This window comes from Methylolobus aquaticus (assembly GCF_054172105.1).
The window spans coordinates 183,945-205,138 of the sequence record NZ_JBSYXP010000001.1 but is presented as its reverse complement, the minus strand read 5'-3'; the positions used below and the strand labels follow the sequence as shown (position 1 = coordinate 205,138).

Genomic DNA, 21,194 nt, shown 5'->3' with positions numbered 1-21,194 from the left:
GACAGTTCAATGCAGAGTTTTCGGGGCGACCTGAGAGACCTCCAGACCGGACGATGGGAACAACTCCGGGTGCAATCGAGATCGGGTAGCGGGCTGGTTCGTGACCGAGCGACAGTGGTCGCGGGGTTCCCGTCGCCGCATTCCGTGAGTGGCTACCGAGCGCCGGCTTCCCTCATTGCGACCGGCCGCAGCTCGACGCGACTGATCGATATCCCAGAACGAACCGCGCGCCGGACCGATCTCCCCGGTTTCCCTCAAGCTTGAGCTCGCATTCGAACTGCCTCGTGCCGCATAACGAACAGGGTTTTCTCGCTCGACCCCAGATGAGCGAGTCGTCTTCCGTCGCATCGTTTTCCCGGAGCGTAGAGCCCCGTGGGATGCGGACTGATGTCGAATGGCAGCGCCGGCCTCAGAACAGCGCGGTGCCATATCGATACAGGCCGATCACCCAAGAAAGAGGCCCATCCTCATGAACGAAAAAGCAGGCGCGTTCCGCGCCGGGAAATGGTCGGCGGCGACACCGAAGGACCTAATAAATGAGAAGAATGCTGATCAACGCGACGCAGCCGGAAGAGCTGCGCGTAGCGCTCGTCGATGGACAGAAACTCTATGATTTCGACATAGAGGTCCCCTCCAAGGAACAGAAGAAGGCCAATATCTATAAAGGCACCATCACCCGAGTAGAGCCGAGCCTCGAAGCCGCGTTCGTCAACTATGGCGCCGATCGCCATGGCTTCCTGCCGTTCAAGGAAATCACGCCGGAAAACATCGCGCGGAACGGTGAAGAGGAGTATACCCGGCGCGACATCAAGGACCTGATCAAGGAAGGTCAGCAGATCATCGTCCAGATCGAAAAGGAGGAACGCGGCAACAAAGGCGCCGCGCTGACCACCTACATCAGTCTGGCCGGCAGCTACCTGGTGCTGATGCCGAACAACCCCAAGGCGGGCGGCATCTCCCGGCGAATCGAGGGCGACATTCGCTCCGACATGCGCGAAGTCATGGCGCAGCTGACGATTCCCGAGGGTATGGGACTGATCGTCCGGACTGCCGGTGGCGGTAAATCGCCCGAGGAATTGCAGTGGGATCTGAACTACCTGCTGCAGCTGTGGGAGGCGATCGAGCGCTCCGCGACCGAAAAGCCCGCACCGTTCCTGATCTTTCAGGAAAGCAACGTCATCATCCGGGCGTTGCGCGACCATCTGCGCGGCGACATCGACGAAATCCTGATCGACAACCCGGCGACGCACAAGCTGGTGCAGAGCTTCCTGCAGCAGGTCATGCCGCAGTTCATCGAGCGCGCGAAGATCTACGCGGACACGGTCCCGCTGTTCAGCCGCTACCAGATCGAAAGCCAGATCGAGCGCGCTTATGCCCGGGACGTGCCGCTGCCATCGGGCGGCGCCATCGTCATCGACCACACCGAGGCGCTGACGACCATCGACATCAACTCGGCGCGGGCGACCAAGGGCGGCGATATCGAAGAAACGGCGCTGAACACCAACCTGGAGGCGGCCGACGAGATTGCCCGGCAATTGCGACTGCGCGATCTGGGCGGCCTGTTCGTGATCGACTTCATCGACATGATGGCCTCGCGCAACCAGCGCGCGGTGGAGACACGCCTGCGCGATGCCGTCAAGAGCGATCGGGCGCGCATCCAGGTCGGCCGGATCTCGCGCTTCGGCCTGATGGAGATGTCGCGCCAGCGGATCCGCCCGTCATTGGGAGAGTCCACTCTGCTGACCTGCCCTCGCTGCAAGGGACAGGGATCGATCCGCAGCGTCGAGTCGCTGTCGCTGTCGATCCTGCGCATCCTCGAAGAGGACGCGATGAAGCGGAACACCGACAAGATCATCGCGCACGTACCGATCGAGGTCGCAACCTTCCTGCTCAACGAAAAGCGCTCGACGCTGGAGCAGATCGAACAGCGGCACGATGTCGGCATCGTCGTGATCCCGAGCAAACACCACGAAACGCCATCTTACGACATCCAGCGCGTGCGTTCGGCCGCCGGCAGCGCCGACGACGAGACGACGACCCGACCGAGCTACGGGATGATCAAGGATCCCGAGACCGCCCCGGCTGCGGCGAAGCCCTCCCGCGAACAGTCGCAGGCGACCCAGGAACCCGCGATACGGAACTTCCTGCCGGCCCAGCCGGCACCCGCCGGCGTTCCCGACAAGGCTCCGGCAGCGCCAGCCCCCAGCGGCGGTTTCATCAAACGCTTTCTGAATATCCTGACCGGTGGTCGGCCGGAGGACGAGGAGGAAAATGCCGAGCCCACTACCGAACGCAAGGAGCCGCCTCGATCGGGCAGCCCCTACGGTTCGGTTCCCAGGCCGACCGAACGCGCCGCGGAGCCCCGCCGCTCGGAAAGCAACAACCACTCGTCGTCCGCGACCCGTGAGGAGAGCGACTCGCACGGGGAGCCGAAGCGCGAGCCCTCGAAGCGGAGCAGCCGCCGCCGGCGCTCCCGCCGCAGCGACGGCGACTCTCGTACACCTTCGAACGGCTCGAGCCCGACTTCGAATTCCCCGCGCGACGCGAGCGAGCCGCGCGAAGAGCGCCGTAGCCCGGAGCGCGCTCCGGAGCCCGTCGTGCGCGAGGAGAGCGCTCCAAGCAATGACATCAGGTCACCCAGCGAAGAAGCTTTCGTAACCTTCGACACGGAAGAAAGCGCAGCGCGGGCAATGGCCGTGGTCTCGTCCCATCCGAAGAGCCGGAACTACCGCGAGCCACGGGAGCCGCGCGAGCGGTCAGCACCCGTGCGCGATGACAGCCCAGTTGAGCGCAGCGATGACGAACCGGTCCTGACTGTCGATGGCGTCGAAGGCGCCACGGAATCGGCCGAGACGCCGCCGCCGCGTTCCAGCCGACGTTCGTCGCGTCGTCGCGGGCGCGGCCGCCGTGGTAGCGGCGGCGGTGACCGCTCGGCGTCCACTGGTAGCGCCTCACCCGACCAACAGGAAGGCGGTGGCGACTTCTCGCCGGCTGAAGGTAATGACTACGACAGCACTCCGTCGCAACAGGCGGAGCCGACCGGCGCCCCGTCGTTCAGCGAAGGCTTTACGCCCCGTGCCGAACCCTCGGCGCCCGAGCCCGCACCTCTGCACGTCGACCATCAGCCTGCACCGCCCGTGTTCGAGGAGCCGCGTCCCACACCCTACCCGAACGGCAACGGCACCAACGAGACATCGGCACCGACGTCGGACTGACTGCGCGCCATTGGGGTCGCCCGCAGCGACCCCGCGGCCGCAAACTGATGCCCCAACGGCGTGGGCCGCCTTGACCGAACGGTCACCCCATTTGCAGCGGAGGGCTCGGTACCCCGACGCCAAGTAAGGCTCTTCCTGCAGAGTTACCCTGGCCGACTACCCGGGCGCTGGATCCTTAACGGGCGAGCCCGTTTCCGGCGCTCCCGGGCCCAGCAGGATCGCGATCGGGCGGGTATGCGGGCTCGCGTCGAGCGCAATGACCAGGGCCGTCGTCAGTGGCACGGACAGGAACATGCCGGTCGTGCCGAACAGCCAGCCCCAGAATAACAGCGCGATCAGGATGGTTAGTGCTGAGATGCCGAGGCCCTTGCCCATGATCCGCGGTTCGAGCACATCGCCGATGACGACATGGATGGCCAGAAAACCTCCCAGGACCAGCGCGGTCGTCTGTAGGTCGGTCTGCACCAGCGCCAGCAGGACCGGCGGAATCATCATCACGATGCCGCCCACCACGGGCACGAAGTTCAGAAAGAAGGCCAGCACGCCCCAGAGAACGGCAAAATCGATCTCCAGCAGGTGCAGCAAAAGCCAGGCGCAGACTCCCGTGGCGAGGCTCATCGCCGTCTTGATGAGCATGTAGTGGTTGATGGAACCAACCAGCTTCTTGAGCCGCGCATCGCCCTCTTCGGTCAGATGGAAGGCGGCCGAGAGCTTCGCGGGCAACGCGGGCGCTTCCAGCAGCATGAAGATCACGATCAACAGCACCATAAGTCCGGTGGCCAACAGATCGCCTGCATTGGACAGCAGCAAGCGCACGACACCGACCACCTTGTTCGGGTCCATAAGGTCAGGCACCGCTTCGCGCGAGCCGCCGATCCCGACGCTCTCGGCCCACCGGCCGAATTGGTCGCTCAACAACAGGAAGCGCTCCTGATAACTCGGCAGGCTTTCCCGGAACCCTTCGAGCGCTCCCGTGGTGATCAGGGCGAACAGGCTGCCGAGGTCTAGTAGCACGAAGACAATCAGCGCCAAGGCGCCCCATTTCGGCACCCCGTGACGCCTCAGCCAGCGCAGCGCCGGCGTGGCGACGATCGTGATGAACACCGCGAGCAGAATCGGGGTCAGTATCGGCGCCGCCAGCTTCATCAGGCCGATTACGAGAGCGCAGGACCCGGCCACCAGGATGGCCCTGGCAGGTGGACTGAAGAGCAAGTCGGACCTCATTCGGGCACTCCCACTGATGGAATGATATGCGGACCGGGACGAAAGCCCGAGCAGTGGCGGACGTTCGCTTGAACCGCGGGCAAAGGATGTGACCCGCGAGATCCGGTGTCAACACGCTGAGGCTGGCACTGGCCCGTCATTCGCCGGCTCGATGCGAACCTCCGCTCCTCGCTGAAGGCAAACGCCATTCCGCCGACGCCGGGTAACGGTAGACGCGCGCGAGGAAGGCGAGTCGCCTTGCGGCGCGAACAGCCCAACACGCCGCAAGTCCGCCTATGGCAAAATGAAGCATGAGGCCCGCGGTCATTCGCGACCGCTTTCTGCCTGATCCGTCATTTCCGGTAGCCGACACTACGCTGCAACCCAGTCGACAGTTTCCACCGCATGCCACTGCCCCAATTCACCCGCGGCGACCTCGACGGCTTCTTCGGATTGTTCATCGACAACCTGCTGCAACTGATGCTGATCGGGCTGCTCGGTCCTGTGGTCTGCGGCTTCACACCGGAACTGATCGCCGAGCGCATCCTGCCCGGCGCCGCTCTCTCGGTGCTGTTCGGCAATCTGTTCTACGCCCGGCAGGCGCGGCGCCTCGCGGCGCGCAGCGGGCGTGCCGATGTCACCGCCCTGCCCTATGGCATCAACACGGTCAGCCTGCTGGCCTTTATGTTCCTGGTCATCGGGCCCGTGTACCGCGAGACCGGCGACCCGGTCCTGGCCTGGAAGGTCGGGCTGTTCGCCTGCTTCGTGAATGCCGGCATGGAACTGGTCGGCGCGTTCGGCGCGGACTGGCTGCGCCGCAATACCCCGCGCTCGGCACTGCTGTCGGCCCTGGCCGGCATTGCGCTGACCTTCATCGGCATGGGCTTCGTGTTCCAGATCTACGCGACTCCCGGCATCGCGTTGCTCCCGATGATGCTGATCCTGGCGGTCTACGCCTCGAAGCGGTCGCTGCCGCTCGGGCTACCGGGCGGCCTCGTCGCGGTGCTGAGCGGCATGGTCATCGCGTGGGTACTGCATGCGGGCGGCTGGATTGCCGCGGCTCCGGTCCCGCCAGCTGCGCCGATCGGCCTGCACCTGCCGCAGCCGGTCATCAGCGCCATGCTGGAACTGATCGGCTCGCCGCTGGGATGGAAATACCTTGCGGTGATTTTCCCGATGGGCCTGTTGAACATCATCGGCTCACTGCAGAACCTGGAAAGCGCCGAGGCAGCCGGCGACCGCTACGAGACGCGCCCGTCACTGCTCGCAAACGGCGTCGGCAGCCTGGTCGCGGCCTCGTTCGGCAGCGCCTTCCCGACGACGATCTACATCGGTCATCCCGCCTGGAAAACTATGGGCGCCGGTACCGGCTATTCGGTTCTGAACGGGTTGGCAATGAGCCTCTTGTGCTTCACGGGCGCGTACGCCTGGGTACTGCGCATCGTGCCGGTCGAAGCCACGCTGGGCATCCTGCTGTGGATCGGCCTGATCATCACGGCCCAGGCCTTCCAGGAAACGCCGCGTCGGCATGCGCTGGCAGTCAGCTTCGGCATGGTCCCGTCGCTGTCGGCCTGGGCGCTGCTGCTGATCGAGACCGCGCTACGCGTCGCCGGCAGTTCGTTGTTCACGGTGGCCGACCGTTTCGGCGGCGATCTGCATATCTATGGCTTGATCGCGCTGAGCCAGGGCTTCGTGTTCACGTCGACCATCCTGGCCGCCGTGCTGGCCTTCATCATCGACCGGCGTTTCGATAGGGCCGCCGCCTGGACGCTCGGCGCCGCCGCACTGTCTTTCTTTGGCGTGATCCACGCTTACACGCTAACCCCGCAGGGCGTGCAGAACCGCTTCGGACTCAACGCGGCACCGGAATTTGCGCTGATTTATGCGCTGTGCGGGCTTATGTTGTGGGTCTTTCACCAAAGGGAGTCGCGACTGGTCGGCATAGCTGTCGCGCCGGAGTCCTGACGTGGTTCAGCGATCGGCCATGCCACTGGTACTGATCACGGTCGTCGCTGCGATTGCGGCCGCGCTGCTGCCGCCTATCGCGCAGGATCCGGCCTATCACGCGTTCGCCGACCGGCGCACTCTGCTCGGCATCCCGAATTGCGCTGACGCGCTCAGCAACCTGCCCTTCATCGTGGTGGGAGCACTGGGACTGCGCTCCCTGTCATCAGGCTATCCGCCCGGCGGCCTGACCGAACTGCTGCCGGCTTATCGCGCATTTTTTGCCGGGATGGTGTTGGTCGGAGTCGGCTCCCTGTACTACCACCTGGATCCGACCAACGCGACACTGGTCTGGGACCGGCTGCCGATGACGATCTCGTTCATGGCTTTTTTTGCGGCCGTCGTCGGCGAGCATCTGTCACCAGCACTCGGACGGCGGCTGCTATGGCCGCTCGTCGTCCTGGGTCTGGCAACCGTGCTGTACTGGCATCTGACCGAAACCGCCGGCCGCGGGGACCTGCGGCCCTATGCCCTGGTGCAGTTCCTGCCACTGGCGCTGATGCCGCTGATCCTGCTGCGCCATCCTTCGCGGCTGCAGGGCACACGCTACCTGTGGGCGGTGCTCGCGGCTTATGCACTGGCCAAGGGCGCCGAAGCGGCCGACGCATGGATCTTTGGCGCTACGGGTTTCGTCAGCGGCCACAGCCTCAAGCATTTGCTTGCTGCGGGCGGAGGTTACGCCTTTCTGTTGGCCTTGCGACAGCGACATCCGTCAAACTGCGACCTTGCAGGATGAGTCTCCCGCGCCCGATAGGCGCCCCGGTGCACTCGTCCACGGCCGACGCCCTTGCTGCGATGGAACCTTCCTCCCTCCGTCCCGTCCCATTGTCTGGGCAGCGCTAGGACATGATGCCGCACGGTTCCCATGCGCACGGGAAGGAACGGCGAACCACCTGCATCACCAATTGCCAACTCTGACAGCGGGGACTCTTTGCTCTGTGGTAGGCTATTCCCATGGCCAAACCGTTGACCGGCGCCGTGCCCGAGGTCCACTGCCAGCGATCTTCAGCGAACGTCGATGACTGCCGCACTTCTACCCGCTCCGACGCGGTTTCACGCGACCCACCGGTCGTCACTGCGCCCCGCGTGTTGCTCATTCGGCGACGCTGCTCCAGCCACAACGCGCACTCTCTCATCTACCGGTAACTGACCATGGCACTATTCGACCGTTATCAGACACGCTACGAAAAGAGCAAGCAGGAGGAATTGAGCCTACAGGAGTTTCTGGAGATCTGCCGCGAGGATCCGTCCGCCTACGCCAGCCCCGCGGAGCGCATGCTGCTCGCGATCGGCGAACCGGTGATGGTGGACACCCGCACCGACGCGCGCCTGAGCCGCGTGTTCGCCAACAAGATGATCAAGCGCTACCCGGCGTTCTCCGACTTCTACGGGATGGAGGAAGTCGTCGAACAGATCGTCGCGTATTTCCGCCACGCAGCCCAGGGGCTGGAAGAACGCAAGCAGATTCTGTACTTGCTCGGGCCGGTCGGCGGCGGCAAATCGTCGCTCGCCGAAAAACTGAAATCGCTGATCGAGAAAGTGCCGTTCTACGCGATCAAGGGATCGCCGGTGAACGAATCGCCGCTCGGCCTGTTCTCGCCGGACGAAGACGGCGCGATCCTCGAAGAGGAATACGGCATCCCGCGTCGCCACGTGAACGGAATCATGTCGCCGTGGGCGGTCAAGCGCCTGCATGAGTACAACGGCGACATCACGCAGTTCAAGGTCGTCAAGCTGTACCCCTCGATCCTGGATCAGCGCGCGGTCACCAAGACCGAACCGGGTGACGAGAACAATCAGGACATCTCGTCGCTGGTCGGCAAGGTCGACATCCGCAAGCTCGAACGCTATTCGCAGGACGATCCCGACGCTTACAGCTTCTCCGGCGGGCTGTGCCTGGGCAACCGCGGCATCATGGAATTCGTCGAGATGTTCAAGGCGCCCATCAAGGTGTTGCACCCGCTGCTGACCGCGACGCAGGAAGGCAACTACAAAGGTACGGAAGGGCTGTCGGCCATCCCGTTCGAAGGCATCATCCTGGCGCACTCGAATGAGTCCGAATGGACGCAGTTCCGCAACAACAAGAACAACGAAGCCTTCCTGGACCGCGTCTATGTGGTCAAGGTGCCGTATTGCCTGCGCGTCAGCGACGAAATCCGGATTTACGAAAAGCTGCTCGCACACAGTTCGCTGTCCGAATCGCCGTGCGCGCCGCACACGCTGAAGATGCTCGCGCAGTTCATCGTGTTGTCGCGGCTGAAGGAACCGGAAAACTCCAACATCTACTCGAAGATGCGGGTCTATGACGGCGAGAACCTGAAGGACACCGACCCGAAGGCCAAGTCCTACCAGGAGTACAAGGACTACGCCGGCGTCGACGAAGGCATGGAAGGCCTGTCGACCCGCTTCGCGTTCAAAATCCTGTCGAAGGTCTTCAATTTCGACCATTCCGAGGTTGCGGCCAACCCGGTCCATCTGCTGTACGTGCTGGAACAGCAGATCGCGCAGGAACAGTTTCCGCCCGAAACACAGGAGCGTTATCTGCGTTTCATCAAGGAATACCTGGTGCCGCGCTACGTCGATTTCATCGGCAAGGAAGTGCAGACCGCCTACCTGGAATCCTATTCGGAATACGGGCAGAACATATTCGACCGCTATGTGACCTATGCCGACTACTGGATCCAGGATCAGGAATACCGCGATCCGGACACCGGCGAAAACTTCGACCGCCGCGCACTGAACGAGGAACTGGAAAAAATCGAGAAACCGGCCGGCATCAGCAACCCGAAGGACTTCCGCAACGAAATCGTCAACTTCGTGCTGCGTGCACGCGCCAGCAACGCCGGGCGCAACCCGGCCTGGACCAGCTACGAGAAACTGCGCGCGGTTATCGAGAAGAAGATGTTCGCCAACACCGAGGAGTTGCTGCCCGTCATCTCCTTCAATGCGAAGGCCTCGGCGGACGATCAGAAAAAGCATGAGGATTTTGTGAACCGCATGGTGCTGAAGGGCTACACGCCGAAGCAGGTGCGGCTCTTGTCCGAATGGTATCTGCGCGTCAGGAAGTCCTCCTGAGGCAGGGCCCAGCCTATGTCCAGCTTCGTCGATCGCCGGCTGAATCCGAAGAACAAGAGCGCCGTCAACCGTCAGCGCTTTCTGAAGCGTTTTCACACGCAGATTCGGCGGGCGGTCGCGGATGCGATCTCGAAACGCTCGGTCACCGACATCGAAAGCGGGGAGAAAGTTCGCATTCCATCGCGCGACACGTCCGAACCCTACTTCAAGCACGGACCCGGCGGACGGCGCGAGATGGTCCATCCGGGCAACCAGAAGTTCGTCACGGGCGACCGCGTCGCCCGACCCGAGGGCGGCGGCGGCAAGGGCGGCGGTCAGGGTGACGACTCCACCGAAGGCACCGACGATTTCGTCTTCGAACTGACGCGGGAAGAATTCCTCGATTATTTCTTCGAAGACCTGGAACTGCCGAATCTGGTCAAGACGCAACTCGCGCGCGAGGAAACCCCAAAGAGTGTGCGAGCCGGCTTCACGTCCGATGGCGTGCCCGCCAACCTGCACGTGCTGCGCTCGCTGCGTGGCGCGCTGGCCCGTCGCACCGCCCTGTCCGGTCCTCACCGACGCGAAAAGCTGGCGCTCGAAGAGGAACTGGAGGCGCTGCTGCCGGAGACCGACGGTAACCGGACACGCATCGCTGTGTTGCGCGAGGAGATCGAGGCCCTGCAGCGAAAAATCGACGCCGTACCGTTCATCGACACCTTCGATCTGCGCTATCGCAGCCGCGTGCAACTGCCGGCGCCGACCTCGAAGGCCGTCATGTTTTGCGTCATGGACGTCTCCGGCTCGATGGATCAGGCCAAGAAGGACTTGGCGAAGCGCTTCTTCCTGCTGCTGTACCTGTTCCTGCGCCGCAACTACGACCGCATCGACGTGGTATTCATCCGCCACCACACGATCGCCCAGGAAGTGGACGAAGAAACCTTCTTCTATTCCCGCGAGAGCGGCGGCACGGTCGTGTCGAGCGCGCTGAACCTGATGCGCGACGTGATCCACGAGCGCTATCCGACGCGCGAGTGGAACATTTATGGTGCGCAGGCCTCCGACGGCGACAACTGGCCGGAGGACTCGGGGAAGTGCCACACGATACTCAGCGACGAGATCATGCCGTCGGTGCAGTACTACGCCTACATCGAGATCAACAACGACAATCGCCAGGGGCTTTGGGCCGAATACGAAAAGGTCGAGGAAGCCTGGCCGAACTTTGCGATGCGCGCAATCTACGACGCCTCCGAAATCTACCCCGTGTTCCGCGAACTGTTCCAGAAACAACAGGCATGAAGCCGCTTTCCGAAGGCTCCGAGTGGACGTTCGAATTGCTCGAACGCTACGACCGTGAAATCGCGCGCATCGCCGCGGAATTCGGTCTGGACACGTATCCGAACCAGATCGAGGTCATCACCTCCGAACAGATGATGGATGCCTATTCGAGCACCGGTATGCCGGTGTTCTACCATCACTGGTCGTTCGGCAAGCAGTTCCTCAGCGTCGAGAAGAGTTACCGGCGCGGGCAGATGGGCCTGGCTTACGAACTGGTCATCAATTCGAACCCCTGCATCGCCTATCTGATGGAGGAGAACACGATGACCATGCAGGCGCTGGTCATCGCCCACGCCTGCTACGGGCACAACTCTTTCTTCAAGAACAACTACCTGTTCAAGGCGTGGACCAGCGCCGACGCCATCGTCGACTATCTGGTCTTCGCCCGTAACTATATCTCGCAGTGCGAGGAACGCCACGGCCAGGAGGCGGTGGAGGACATCCTGGACTCCTGCCACGCCTTGATGAGCTACGGCGTCGACCGATACCGGAAACCACCACCGCTGTCGATGGAAGAGGAACGGACCCGCCAGCAGGAGCGCGCCGACTACCTCCAGTCGCAGCTGAACGACTTGTGGCGCATCACAGTGCCGTCCCGGGCCCATGCCGGCGCGCAGAAGCATGAGCGTTTCCTGCCGGAGCCCGAGGAAAACCTTTTGTATTTCATTGAGAAAAACGCGCCGCTGCTCGAAACCTGGCAGCGCGAAATCATCCGTATCGTCCGCAAGGTCGGCCAGTATCTGTACCCGCAGCGGCAGACCAAGGTCATGAACGAGGGCTGGGCCACGTTCTGGCATTACACGCTGCTGAACCGGATGTTCGAGGAAGGTCTGGTGACCGAAGGCTTCATGCTGGAGTTCCTGTCGTCGCATACCAATGTCGTGTTCCAGCCGACTTATGACAAGCCTTACTACAGCGGCATCAATCCCTACGCGCTGGGCTTCGCGATGATGAGCGACATCCGCCGCATCTGCGAGCGACCCACCGACGAAGATCGGCACTGGTTTCCGGAATGGGCCGGCTCCGATTGGGTCAAGACGCTGGACTGGGCGATGCGGAACTTCAAGGACGAGAGCTTCATCGCGCAGTTCCTGTCGCCGCAGGTCATCCGCGACTTTAAGCTATTCAGCGTCCTGGACGACGAGGACGATGACGAACTGGAAATTACCGGCATCCACGACGAGGCCGGCTACCGGGCGGTGCGCCAGCGCCTGTCCGACCAATACAACCTCGGCAACCTGGAACCGAACATCCAGGTCTACGACGTGGACACACGCGGCGACCGTTCGCTGACCCTACGCCATTACCGCCACAACCGCCGCCCCCTCGCCGACAACGCCGACGAGATGCTGCGCCATGTCCGCCGCCTCTGGGGCTTCACCGTGTTCCTCGAATCGGTCGAGCCGGACGGCCGGGTCGTCGACACCTTCGAGACGGATTGAGCGAGGAGCGACCCCACGCGCCCAGCGACCTGGGGCCAGCCTCCGCACTACGCTGAGTTTGCTCCCGGCTTTACCCCGGCCACTGATCCAAGAGCGACAGGTATCGCTGACAGCCGGGATACGTGTCGCGGGATTGAGGCACCTCCAGCCTATCCTCGCGGTTGTCCGACAGCGTCCCAGGTGCCAGCCGGCCACAGCCGTCCCTGTTCGCTGCACATTACAGGACGAGCTCCCTGCCCCGACTGCGCGCGCGGATGCCCGGCCTGGCGCTTCAGGCGCCGCGCACCTCAGGCCAAGCCGCGATCAAGTCTACAAGAAGAATCTGATATAGTGATGTCGGCGTCGGCTAGGCCGACATAGTGCTTCGACAACAGGCGGCCGCAAGGGCATGCCTGTCCGGGAGGGGTCGGAGCATGGATGCCGCTCGGTTCGGGGGATGGCGAACCGGCTTTTGGGGGGATTATCGATAACCCCGCAGCGGATTGTCAGGAGACACCCATGGGTTCGATCACGTTTTCCCGAGCGCCGTCCGCCTCGGCCCGGCCCGCCGTTCGTCCGCCGAGCGCTCATCATTCGCACCCGCGCCACCCGTTACCACCGTTCTCATCTCAGCCGCCTGCCGCGGCGACAGGTCGCTACATTTACCTGATGCTGATCCCGTTGCTGCTGATGGCGGCGGCAAGCGCGACCGCGAGCGGCGAGACGACCCGGATCAGTGAACGTTCGGGCAGCAGCGTCGGGTTGTCGAGCTACGAGCGACCCGGCGTTTCTGCTGATGGGCGTTATGTCGCCTTTGCTTCGCGATCCAGCGACGTGGTGGCTGGCGATACGAACGGGGTATCGGATGTGTTCGTGCGCGACCGGGCCACGCGACGAACCATCAGGATCAGCGTCGGCTCGGATGGCAGGCAAGCTGACGCGATGTCGGATGCACCGTCCCTGTCCCCCAATGGCCGCTTCATCGCCTTCCGTTCATCCGCCAGCAATCTCGTGCCCTCCGACACGAATGGCGCCGCGGATGTCTTCGTCCATGATCTGAAAACGGGTGAGACGACTCGCGCCAGCATCGACTCGAGCGGAACGCAGGGCAATCTTTCTTCCGGTCCCGAGATCGCCCTCTCCGCTGATGGTCGCTTCATCGCTTTCAGTTCGGCGGCGTCGAATCTCGTTCCCGGCGACACCAACGGCGAGCGCGACTTCTTCGTCCACGACCGAAACACGCGCGAGACCAAGCGCATCAATGTCGATTCCCGGGGCAGACAATCGACGTTGGCCTACAGCGACAACGGTTTGGCCATCTCGGCCGATGGCCGCTTCGTGGCCTTCACGTCGAGTGCCAATGCGCTGGTCCCCGGCGATAACAACGACAGAGCCGACGTCTTTGTCCATGACCGGCAAACGCAGGAAACCACCCGTGTCAGTGTCGATTCGGCTGGCGCCGAGCAGAACGGATCGGTGTTGCGGGGCATAGACCTGTCGGCCGACGGGCGGTACGTCGCATTTTCTTCCGGGGCGGACAATCTCGTACCCGACGACACCAATCGCGTCTACGACATTTTCGTGCACGATCGATCGAATGGTATGACCACTCTGGCCAGTGGACGGTCCGGAGCCGCCCCGCCGTTTGGCAATGCGCTGGAGCCCAGGCTCTCGGCCGACGGCCGCTTCGTCGCATTCGGTTCGCTCGACCCGAACTTCGCCTCCGGTGACGCCAATCGGGCCGGCGACGTCTTCGTCTACGACCGCCTGACGCGGCAGACCCAGCGGATCAGCAGCAATCCGGACGGAGTTGCCGGCGACGCGGGCTCGTTCGTTCCTGCGTCGATATCCGCCGACGGGCGCTTTGTCGCGTTCACCTCGGATGCCAGCGACCTGATTGACCACGATACCAACGGAGCCACCGACGTCTTCGTCCGCGACCGGTTGGTGGACCGTGCCGCAATGGCCGACCTGGCCGTCACGCAGACCGTCAGCCCGAGTGCGTTCGAGCCGCTCGCCCCAGTGACGTACACCGTGACGGCCGTGAACCACGGGCCCGATCCTGCCACCGAGGTCGCGCTCGTCGATCGCCCGCCACTCCTCAGCGCGAGCGTAAGCAGCGCGATGCCCAGCCAGGGCCATTGCAGCCAAGGCACACCAGTCGTCTGCTACTTCGGTGTGCTCGCGCCCGGCGCCGAAGCCACCGTCACACTGACCCTGCAACCCCGATGGCAAGGCACTCCGAGCCTGTCGAACACCGCCTCCATCAGCGCATCACCCGTCGACCCGGACAACGGCAACAACCGTTCGGCGGTCCGGGTGGATGCAGCCTCTCAAGCCACAACCACACGCTGATGCATCCGATGCGGTCGACCCGACAAAGGCGCCCTGCCCCCTGTACTTGAACGAACTCTATTGAAATCAACGGAAAACAGACCATGACGGCACCGCCCCGTTCCCCTCAAGAAGCCCGCAGGGCAATGTGGCCCATCTTTCGCTGCCCGCCACTCGTGCTGGTCATGATGACCGATTACGCGCTGGCCGCCGGCGAGACCACGCTCGTCAGTGTGTCCCAAACGGGGCAGCGCGGTGACAAGTCCTCTCGCGAGAGCGCCCTGTCGGCCGACGGACGCTACGTCGCTTTCATTTCAGGTGCCGGCAATCTGGTTCCGGATGACACCAATAACGCCTGGGATGCCTTCGTCCGCGATCGAGTGTCCGGGAAAACGACCCGCGTTAGCGTCACCTCCGACGGCCAGCAAAGTGAGGGAGATACGTTCATCGGTCTGCGAGTGGCAATTTCTGCGAACGGCCGTTACGTGGCTTTTCGGTCTTCTGCCCGCGACCTCGTCCCGCAAGACAACAATCGCGCGGCCGATATCTTCGTGCACGATCGGAAAACGGGTCGCACGGAACGCGTCAGCGTCGACTCCTCGGGTAATGAGGGTAACGCCAATTCGGCTTGGCCATCCATTTCCGCCGATGGTCGGTTCGTGGCCTTTTGGTCCGTTGCCAGTAACCTGGTGCCTGATGACACCAATGACCGGAATGACGTGTTTGTGCACGACCGGGTCACCGGCCGGACGGATCGTGTCAGCGTCGATTCGGCTGGCAATCAGTTTCTGCGTGCCGATTCGATGGACTGCGCAATATCCGGCAACGGCCGTTACATCGCGTTCAGCAAGGGTTTCAGTAATCCCTTACTGGGTATACCAGCACCTCCGGATGGGGGTATCTATCTGCATGATCGTCAGACGCGCGAGACGGTGCTGGCCAGTTTCGACGCTGCCAACAACCCGGTCTTTGAAGCCGGCTTCGATCCGGTCGTCTCCGCAGATGGCAGGTTCGTCGTGTTTGCTACCGGAATGCCACTTGTGCCGAGCGACACCAACGGAACTACTGACGTCTACATTCGGGATCGGCAGGGCGAACGAACCATCCTCGCCAGCGTCGACTTCGCAGGAAGGCCGACCCGGGACGGCGGCTCGCGTCCCGTGATCTCCTCCGATGGGCGCTTTGTTTCTTTTCTATCGGCGACCGTACAACTCTACGACTCGACGACCGGCCGATCAGCCTTGGTGACCGATGAGCTACCGGGCCCCACGGGCTTCTGCCGCAACGGCGGTGTATCGGCCGACGGCCGGGTTGTTGGCTTCGAATGCACCACTAATTCCGACACCGCGCAGAAATTTGACACCTTCGTTCGCGACCGCCTGCTCGATCGCTCGGCGACGGCCGACCTCGCCGTCACACAAACCGTCAGCCCGAGTGCGTTCGAGCCGCTCGCCCCGGTGACGTATACCGTGACGGCCGTCAACCACGGGCCCGATGCCGCCGACGAAGTCTCGCTCTATGACAGCCCAGCGCTGCGCAGCGCGACCGTGAGCAGCGCCACGCCCAGCCAGGGCCACTGCAGCCAGGGTGCACCGCTGGTCTGCTATTTCGGCGCGCTCGCGCCCGGCGCCGAAGCCACCCTGACGCTGACCCTGCAACCCAAGTGGCGGGGCACCCCACGCCTGTCGAACACCGCGCGCATCAGCGCCGCTCCGGTCGATCCCTTGTCGCGGAATAACGCGACCACGCTCCGCATCGATGGCGCGCCATAGGAGACAGGCGCGCGGCAAACACCAACACCGCGCGGTGCCGGCTTGCCGCTGCCTGCCCGCCAGTGCAGGAGCGGCAAGCAACCGACTTTCAACACGACGACGTTTTGACTGACTTTCAACCGCGAGAAACCACCATGAACTCCCCGATCCCAGGGAATGGCAGTCCGAATGGGTGCCTGCGCCAAGGCGACAGCGATCCAGCAACGGCAGCGGCAGCGGCCGGACACCAGGCACCGACGGCAGAGACTCACCCGCGCACCGCAGCCCTACGTGTGGCGCCACTGATGTTCGCGGCGGGTTTGACCCTGGCCACCGCGGTCCACGCGGTTGGCGAGACCACCCGGGTCAGTGTCGATTCCACGGGTGAACAGGGCAATCGCACATCGCTGTATCCGTCGCTCTCCGCGGACGGGCGCTTCGTGGCGTTTGTGAGCGATGCCGATAATCTTGTCCCGAACGATACCAACCGCAGCGGCGATGTCTTTGTTCATGACCGGCGCACGAGACAAACGACCCGCGTCAGCGTCGCCTCCACGGGAGAACAAGCGCAAAGATCCAGATACAGTCCCCTCCACACGGCACTTTCTGCCGACGGCCGCTTCGTGGCCTACGCGTCCTCCTCGACCAATCTCGTCCCTGGCGACACCAATGGAACTCAGGACATCTTCGTTCACGATCGGCTGAGCCATCAGACGACGCGTGTCAGCGTCGATTCCCTAGGCGAACAGGGCAATAGCGTGTCATCCGATCCGAGCCTCTCCGCGGATGGGCGCTTCGTGGCCTTTTCTTCATTCGCTTCCAATCTCGTTCCCGGCGATACCAACAACCAATACGATGTCTTCGTGCATGACCGCAAGTTGCATCAGACCATCCGCGTCAGCGTCACTTCTGCCGGCTTGCAGGGACGCGACCATTCGATCGAACCCGCCCTTTCCGCCGACGGGCGTTTCGTCGCGTTCACGTCCTTCGGTACCGACCTCGCACCTGGCGATGGCGTCGGGGGGGAATTTATCCTTGTTCATGACCGGCAGACACATGAGACCACTCGCATCACCCACTATTCCACGACCGGCATTGCTTACTCCGGATTTCCGTCGATATCGGCTGACGGACAGTTTGTTGCCTTCGCTTCCACGTATCGCTTTGTCCCGGACGACACTAACATCAAGGAAGACATCTTCGTTTATGACCGGTTGACGCGTCAGACGAGCCGAGTCAGCGTCGCTTCCGACGGCAGTCAAGCGAACGGCACATCCTCCTACCACTCCAGCCTCTCGGCCGACGGACGGTTTGTTGCCTTCAGTTCCGAAGCGACCAATCTCGCCCCCGGCGACATGAATGGGGCCCTCGATATCTACGTGCACGACCGGTTGAGCCGCCAGACGACCCGCATCACCGGGGATTCCTCGGGCAAGGATATTGCGGCGTTTCCGAGGCTTTCCGCCGATGGGCGTTTCGTGGCCTTTCTCTCTGGCGTCAGCAATCTCGTTCCAGGCGACACGAACGACGCCCCGGACTCATTCGTTCACGACCGCCTGATCGATCGCTCGGCCACGGCCGACCTGGCCGTGACCCAGACCGTCAGCCCCTCGCCCTTCCCGGCGTCCAGTCCGATCACCTACACCATCACCGTAAGCAATCACGGCCCGGACGCCGCCAACGACGTCACGCTGATCGACGGACCGTTGAAGGCCTCAGCGGTACCCAGCCAGGGCACCTGCAGCGCCGGAGCTCCCAAAGTCTGTTACCTGGGAACGCTGGCGGCCGGTGCCGAAGCGACCGTCACCCTCACCCTGCGTCCCCGCTCGCCCGGCACGACTCGGGTATGGAATTCCGCGCGGGTCGATGCCGCCCCGGTCGATCCGAACCCGCGCAATAACAAGACCGGCCTGCATGCCAGCGCCGCGCCCTAACCCGTCCAGCAGTTTCGATGCGCCCGCAGGTGTCGTCCGACTCGCGGCGCATGCTGGGGGTAGCCCTCAGTGCCGCACGGCATTCGAGTAGAGGTTGATCACGATTACGCCGGCCACGATCAGCGCGACGCCGATCAAGGCCGGCGTATCCAGTGCCTGTTGGTAAAGCACCCAACCCAGCAGCGACACGAGGACGACGCCGACGCCGGACCAGATCGCATAGGCGATGCCGACCGGTATCGAATCCAGGGTCAGCGACAGAAAAAAGAACGCGACCGCGTACCCCGCAAAAACGAGCAACGAGGGCCACAGCCGCGTGAAACCCTCCGCCGACTTCAACGCCGAGGTCGCCACGACCTCGGCGGCGATCGCAATCCCCAGATACACGTAATCCCAGCGCATGTTTCAAACCGGCAAGGTTTCCGACACGAAGCGGTAGACTATCACGCCCGGCCGATGGCCGCGCCGGGACTGGAAAAGCCCCTTAATCCCACCAAAGATGTGAAATCGTCGTTATGCAACCATCCGAAGTTCGCGACCTGATTCAGGTCGTCCTCCCCGAGGCGCACGTTGCCGTCGAGGGTGAAGGCTGCAGTTTCTCGGTCATCGTCGTCAGCGAGGCGTTCGAGGGCCTGTCGCTGGTCAAGCGGCAACAGCAGGTGTTGAGCGCAGTTCAGGATCCGCTGTCTACCGGCGCCCTGCACGCGATCACGATCAAGGCCCACACACCGGCGGAATGGCAGGCCCGGCAGGGATAGCCGGCGACGGAGTTGAACGCGCCGACCTCCCCGGCTTGACGCGAAACGCCCGATTGCCGAGTGACGCGCGGCGCAAGGCACTTGCACAATCGGCCTAGCCCCTGCATCCTTCGGCAGTCGCGGTCGGCCAGTGGTCTGTCACCTGATGCGTCAGTGCCGGAAGCCACTAGTCGACGGGCGAGGCGAGTTCGGGGCTGCCCGGAATCGGCCTGGGAATCACCGCCGCGACGATGATCATGTTCAACCGTTGACCAGGAACGCTCTGGAAGGAGATGTCAGCCGTGTCCGAAAGCCCAGTGATGTCCGCCGTACACTTCACGATCGACTGGATCCAGGCGCGTCTGCGCGAGCGCACTTCGTGGGATGGGTTCACCATCATCATCATATGCCTGATGGTGCTGGTCGCCTCCCCACTGGTTCGCTACGCGGCCTGGGGCGGCTTGCTCTACGGGGCCTGGACGCTGTGGCGCAAGGAGAAACGAACCCCGACCGCCGTAAAATCCGCCGTGAAATGAGCCTTCGCACCCCAGGCTGCACCGCCGGACCCGTTGCGGCGGTTCTGCTGTCGCTCGCCGCTGCCCTGCTCACGGGCTGTGCCGGCGACGGCAAGACGCTGACCCAGGAGCTGGACCCGGATGCGGACCAGCGGATCACCCGCCAGGACGAAGTCGCCGTGGAGGTCGTTGCGGTGGCCGGCCTGGACGTCGGTGCTCTTGATCTGCGACGGCTGGCCAAGACCCTCCGCGACCGGATCGACCGGCGGAAAGCCGCGATCCCGTCACCCCGCCCCGCTCGCCGCTTCGACCTGTCGCTGACGATCACCCGCTATGACGGCGGCCAGGCCGCGGGAGCGCCGGGCGCGGGGCAGACCCATATCGATGGCTGGCGCCTGCTGACGAATCCCGACATCATCGCCCGCGCCCACCGTTACCGTGACCGGGTCGTCGACCGACAGACCTTTGACTGGGGACGTGCCTATGCCTCACCGACACCGGTGGAAACGGTCGAGGGCGACTTCGCGGACGCGGTGGCCTCGGATCTGTTCGACGCTCAATGACCGCTTGAGCCGGTCGCGGGGCGAACCCCTCGGGAAGCCTCGCGCTCAGCGCTGCTCTATCATCCGGACGCGCTGCGTGACGTTGCACAACAGCACGTAGGGGATCGTGTTTGCGTGGCGGGCGACTTCCTCGACCGGCAGCCCCTGCCCCCACAGCGTGACCGTATCGCCGACGCGGGCCTGCGGGTGCTCGGTCAGGTCGACTGTGATCATGTCCATCGATACGCGGCCGATCAGCGGCGCGCTCTGCTCGTTTACGAGCACCGGCGTGCCCGAGGCGGCACTCCGCGGATAGCCGTCACCATAGCCGATCGACGCGATGCCCATGCGGGTCGGATGGGGGCAGATCCAGTCGCCGCCATACCCGACCGGATCGCCGCGCCGCAAGTTCTTGATCGCGATCAGCCGCGTCTTCAAGGTCATAACCGGCCGGAAACCGTCCTTAGCGCCCGAGCGGAACGGGAATGGGGAGACGCCGTACAGCGCGAGGCCCGGTCGCACCCATTCCGCGTGCGACGCCGGCCAGGCGAGCAAACCGGCCGAATTGGCGGCGACCCGCTCGACCGGATCGGAGGCGACGCCGTTGAACACCGCCAGCTGCCGTTCGGTCGTCGTGTCGGTCACGACGTCGGCGTTGGCCAGATGCGTCATGATCGGCAGGGGATTCTTCAGGTGAGTATTGCCGGACAGCCGCTGATAGCAGTCCCGGAACTCGGCCGGATCCAGCCCCAGCCGATGCATCCCGGTGTCGAGCTTGACCCAGGCGCCGAGCCGCGTGTCCCGCGGCGGGTGTTGCTCCAGGAGGTCGATCTGATGCACCGAGTGGATGACCGGCTCCAGGTCGAAGCGCGCGTGCAACTCCAGTTCTTCCGGGCAGATGAACCCCTGTAGCACCACGATCCGTTGCCGGATTCCGGCTTCCCGCAAGGCCACGCCTTCATCGAGCCGCGCGACCGCGAAGGCATCGGCGGTCGGCAGCGCCGATGCGACGCGCACCATGCCGTGGCCGTAGGCATTGGCCTTGATGACCGCCATCACCTTGGCCCTGGGCGCGGCCTCGCGCAACCGCGAAAGATTGTGTTCCAGAGCCCCGAGATCGAGCTCCGCGAATGCCGCCGGCGTCAT

At 63.6% G+C, this 21,194-nt stretch carries 15 protein-coding genes; 12 read left to right on the top strand and 3 right to left on the bottom strand.

Annotated elements, in window-relative coordinates; all coding sequences use genetic code 11:
• Window positions 1-536: 536 nt before the first annotated feature.
• Entirely contained in the window at window positions 537-3,215 is a 2,679-nt protein-coding gene (locus ACW73L_RS00925) for an Rne/Rng family ribonuclease (RefSeq protein WP_498919431.1), read from the top strand.
• Window positions 3,216-3,371: 156 nt separating this feature from the next.
• On the opposite strand, the gene ACW73L_RS00920 is transcribed toward ACW73L_RS00925, so the two are convergent.
• Window positions 3,372-4,439, bottom strand: a complete 1,068-nt coding sequence (locus ACW73L_RS00920) for an AI-2E family transporter (protein ID WP_498919430.1) — start codon at window positions 4,437-4,439, stop codon at window positions 3,372-3,374.
• 384 nt (window positions 4,440-4,823) lie between these two features.
• On the opposite strand from ACW73L_RS00920, the gene ACW73L_RS00915 reads away from it, so the two are divergent.
• The 8 genes from ACW73L_RS00915 to ACW73L_RS00880 all read left to right on the top strand — a co-directional run bounded on the left by ACW73L_RS00915 (window position 4,824) and on the right by ACW73L_RS00880 (window position 18,254).
• Window positions 4,824-6,383, top strand: coding sequence for an NCS2 family permease (locus ACW73L_RS00915; RefSeq protein WP_498919429.1), 1,560 nt, complete (start codon window positions 4,824-4,826; stop codon window positions 6,381-6,383).
• 1 nt (window position 6,384) lies between these two features.
• A complete protein-coding gene (locus tag ACW73L_RS00910; RefSeq protein ID WP_498919428.1) occupies window positions 6,385-7,158 on the top strand; it encodes a ceramidase domain-containing protein in 774 nt (257 codons plus the stop codon).
• A gap of 416 nt (window positions 7,159-7,574) precedes the next feature.
• Window positions 7,575-9,497, top strand: coding sequence for a PrkA family serine protein kinase (locus ACW73L_RS00905; RefSeq protein WP_498919427.1), 1,923 nt, complete (start codon window positions 7,575-7,577; stop codon window positions 9,495-9,497).
• A gap of 15 nt (window positions 9,498-9,512) precedes the next feature.
• Window positions 9,513-10,775 (top strand): YeaH/YhbH family protein, encoded by a 1,263-nt coding sequence (locus ACW73L_RS00900; RefSeq protein WP_498919426.1) that lies wholly within the window; start codon window positions 9,513-9,515, stop codon window positions 10,773-10,775.
• Window positions 10,772-12,256: a SpoVR family protein gene (locus ACW73L_RS00895; protein ID WP_498919425.1), complete on the top strand. Its 1,485-nt coding sequence runs from the start codon at window positions 10,772-10,774 to the stop codon at window positions 12,254-12,256. Before ACW73L_RS00900 ends, ACW73L_RS00895 begins: the two co-directional genes overlap by 4 nt.
• Before the next feature lie 648 nt (window positions 12,257-12,904).
• Entirely contained in the window at window positions 12,905-14,590 is a 1,686-nt protein-coding gene (locus ACW73L_RS00890; RefSeq protein ID WP_498919424.1) for a hypothetical protein, read from the top strand.
• 83 nt (window positions 14,591-14,673) lie between these two features.
• Window positions 14,674-16,341 (top strand): hypothetical protein, encoded by a 1,668-nt coding sequence (locus ACW73L_RS00885; RefSeq protein ID WP_498919423.1) that lies wholly within the window; start codon window positions 14,674-14,676, stop codon window positions 16,339-16,341.
• 134 nt (window positions 16,342-16,475) lie between these two features.
• Window positions 16,476-18,254: a hypothetical protein gene (locus ACW73L_RS00880; RefSeq protein ID WP_498919422.1), complete on the top strand. Its 1,779-nt coding sequence runs from the start codon at window positions 16,476-16,478 to the stop codon at window positions 18,252-18,254.
• 66 nt (window positions 18,255-18,320) lie between these two features.
• Here ACW73L_RS00880 and ACW73L_RS00875 read toward each other — a convergent pair whose 3' ends face one another.
• Window positions 18,321-18,656 (bottom strand): SMR family transporter, encoded by a 336-nt coding sequence (locus tag ACW73L_RS00875; protein WP_139555797.1) that lies wholly within the window; start codon window positions 18,654-18,656, stop codon window positions 18,321-18,323.
• Between the two features lie 113 nt (window positions 18,657-18,769).
• On the opposite strand from ACW73L_RS00875, the gene ACW73L_RS00870 reads away from it, so the two are divergent.
• The 3 genes from ACW73L_RS00870 (at window position 18,770) to ACW73L_RS00860 (ending at window position 20,069) form a co-directional block, all read left to right on the top strand.
• Window positions 18,770-19,012 (top strand): BolA family protein, encoded by a 243-nt coding sequence (locus tag ACW73L_RS00870; RefSeq protein ID WP_139555798.1) that lies wholly within the window; start codon window positions 18,770-18,772, stop codon window positions 19,010-19,012.
• Between the two features lie 281 nt (window positions 19,013-19,293).
• Window positions 19,294-19,527: a hypothetical protein gene (locus ACW73L_RS00865; RefSeq protein WP_139555799.1), complete on the top strand. Its 234-nt coding sequence runs from the start codon at window positions 19,294-19,296 to the stop codon at window positions 19,525-19,527.
• The gene (locus ACW73L_RS00860; RefSeq protein WP_498919421.1) at window positions 19,524-20,069 is read left to right on the top strand and encodes a hypothetical protein; all 546 of its coding nucleotides are present in this window, start codon (window positions 19,524-19,526) and stop codon (window positions 20,067-20,069) included. The genes ACW73L_RS00865 and ACW73L_RS00860 overlap by 4 nt, the downstream gene beginning before the upstream one ends.
• A 45-nt stretch (window positions 20,070-20,114) precedes the next feature.
• Here the strand turns inward: ACW73L_RS00860 and alr are convergent, their stop codons facing one another.
• Window positions 20,115-21,194, bottom strand: coding sequence for an alanine racemase (alr, locus tag ACW73L_RS00855; RefSeq protein ID WP_498919420.1), 1,080 nt, complete (start codon window positions 21,192-21,194; stop codon window positions 20,115-20,117).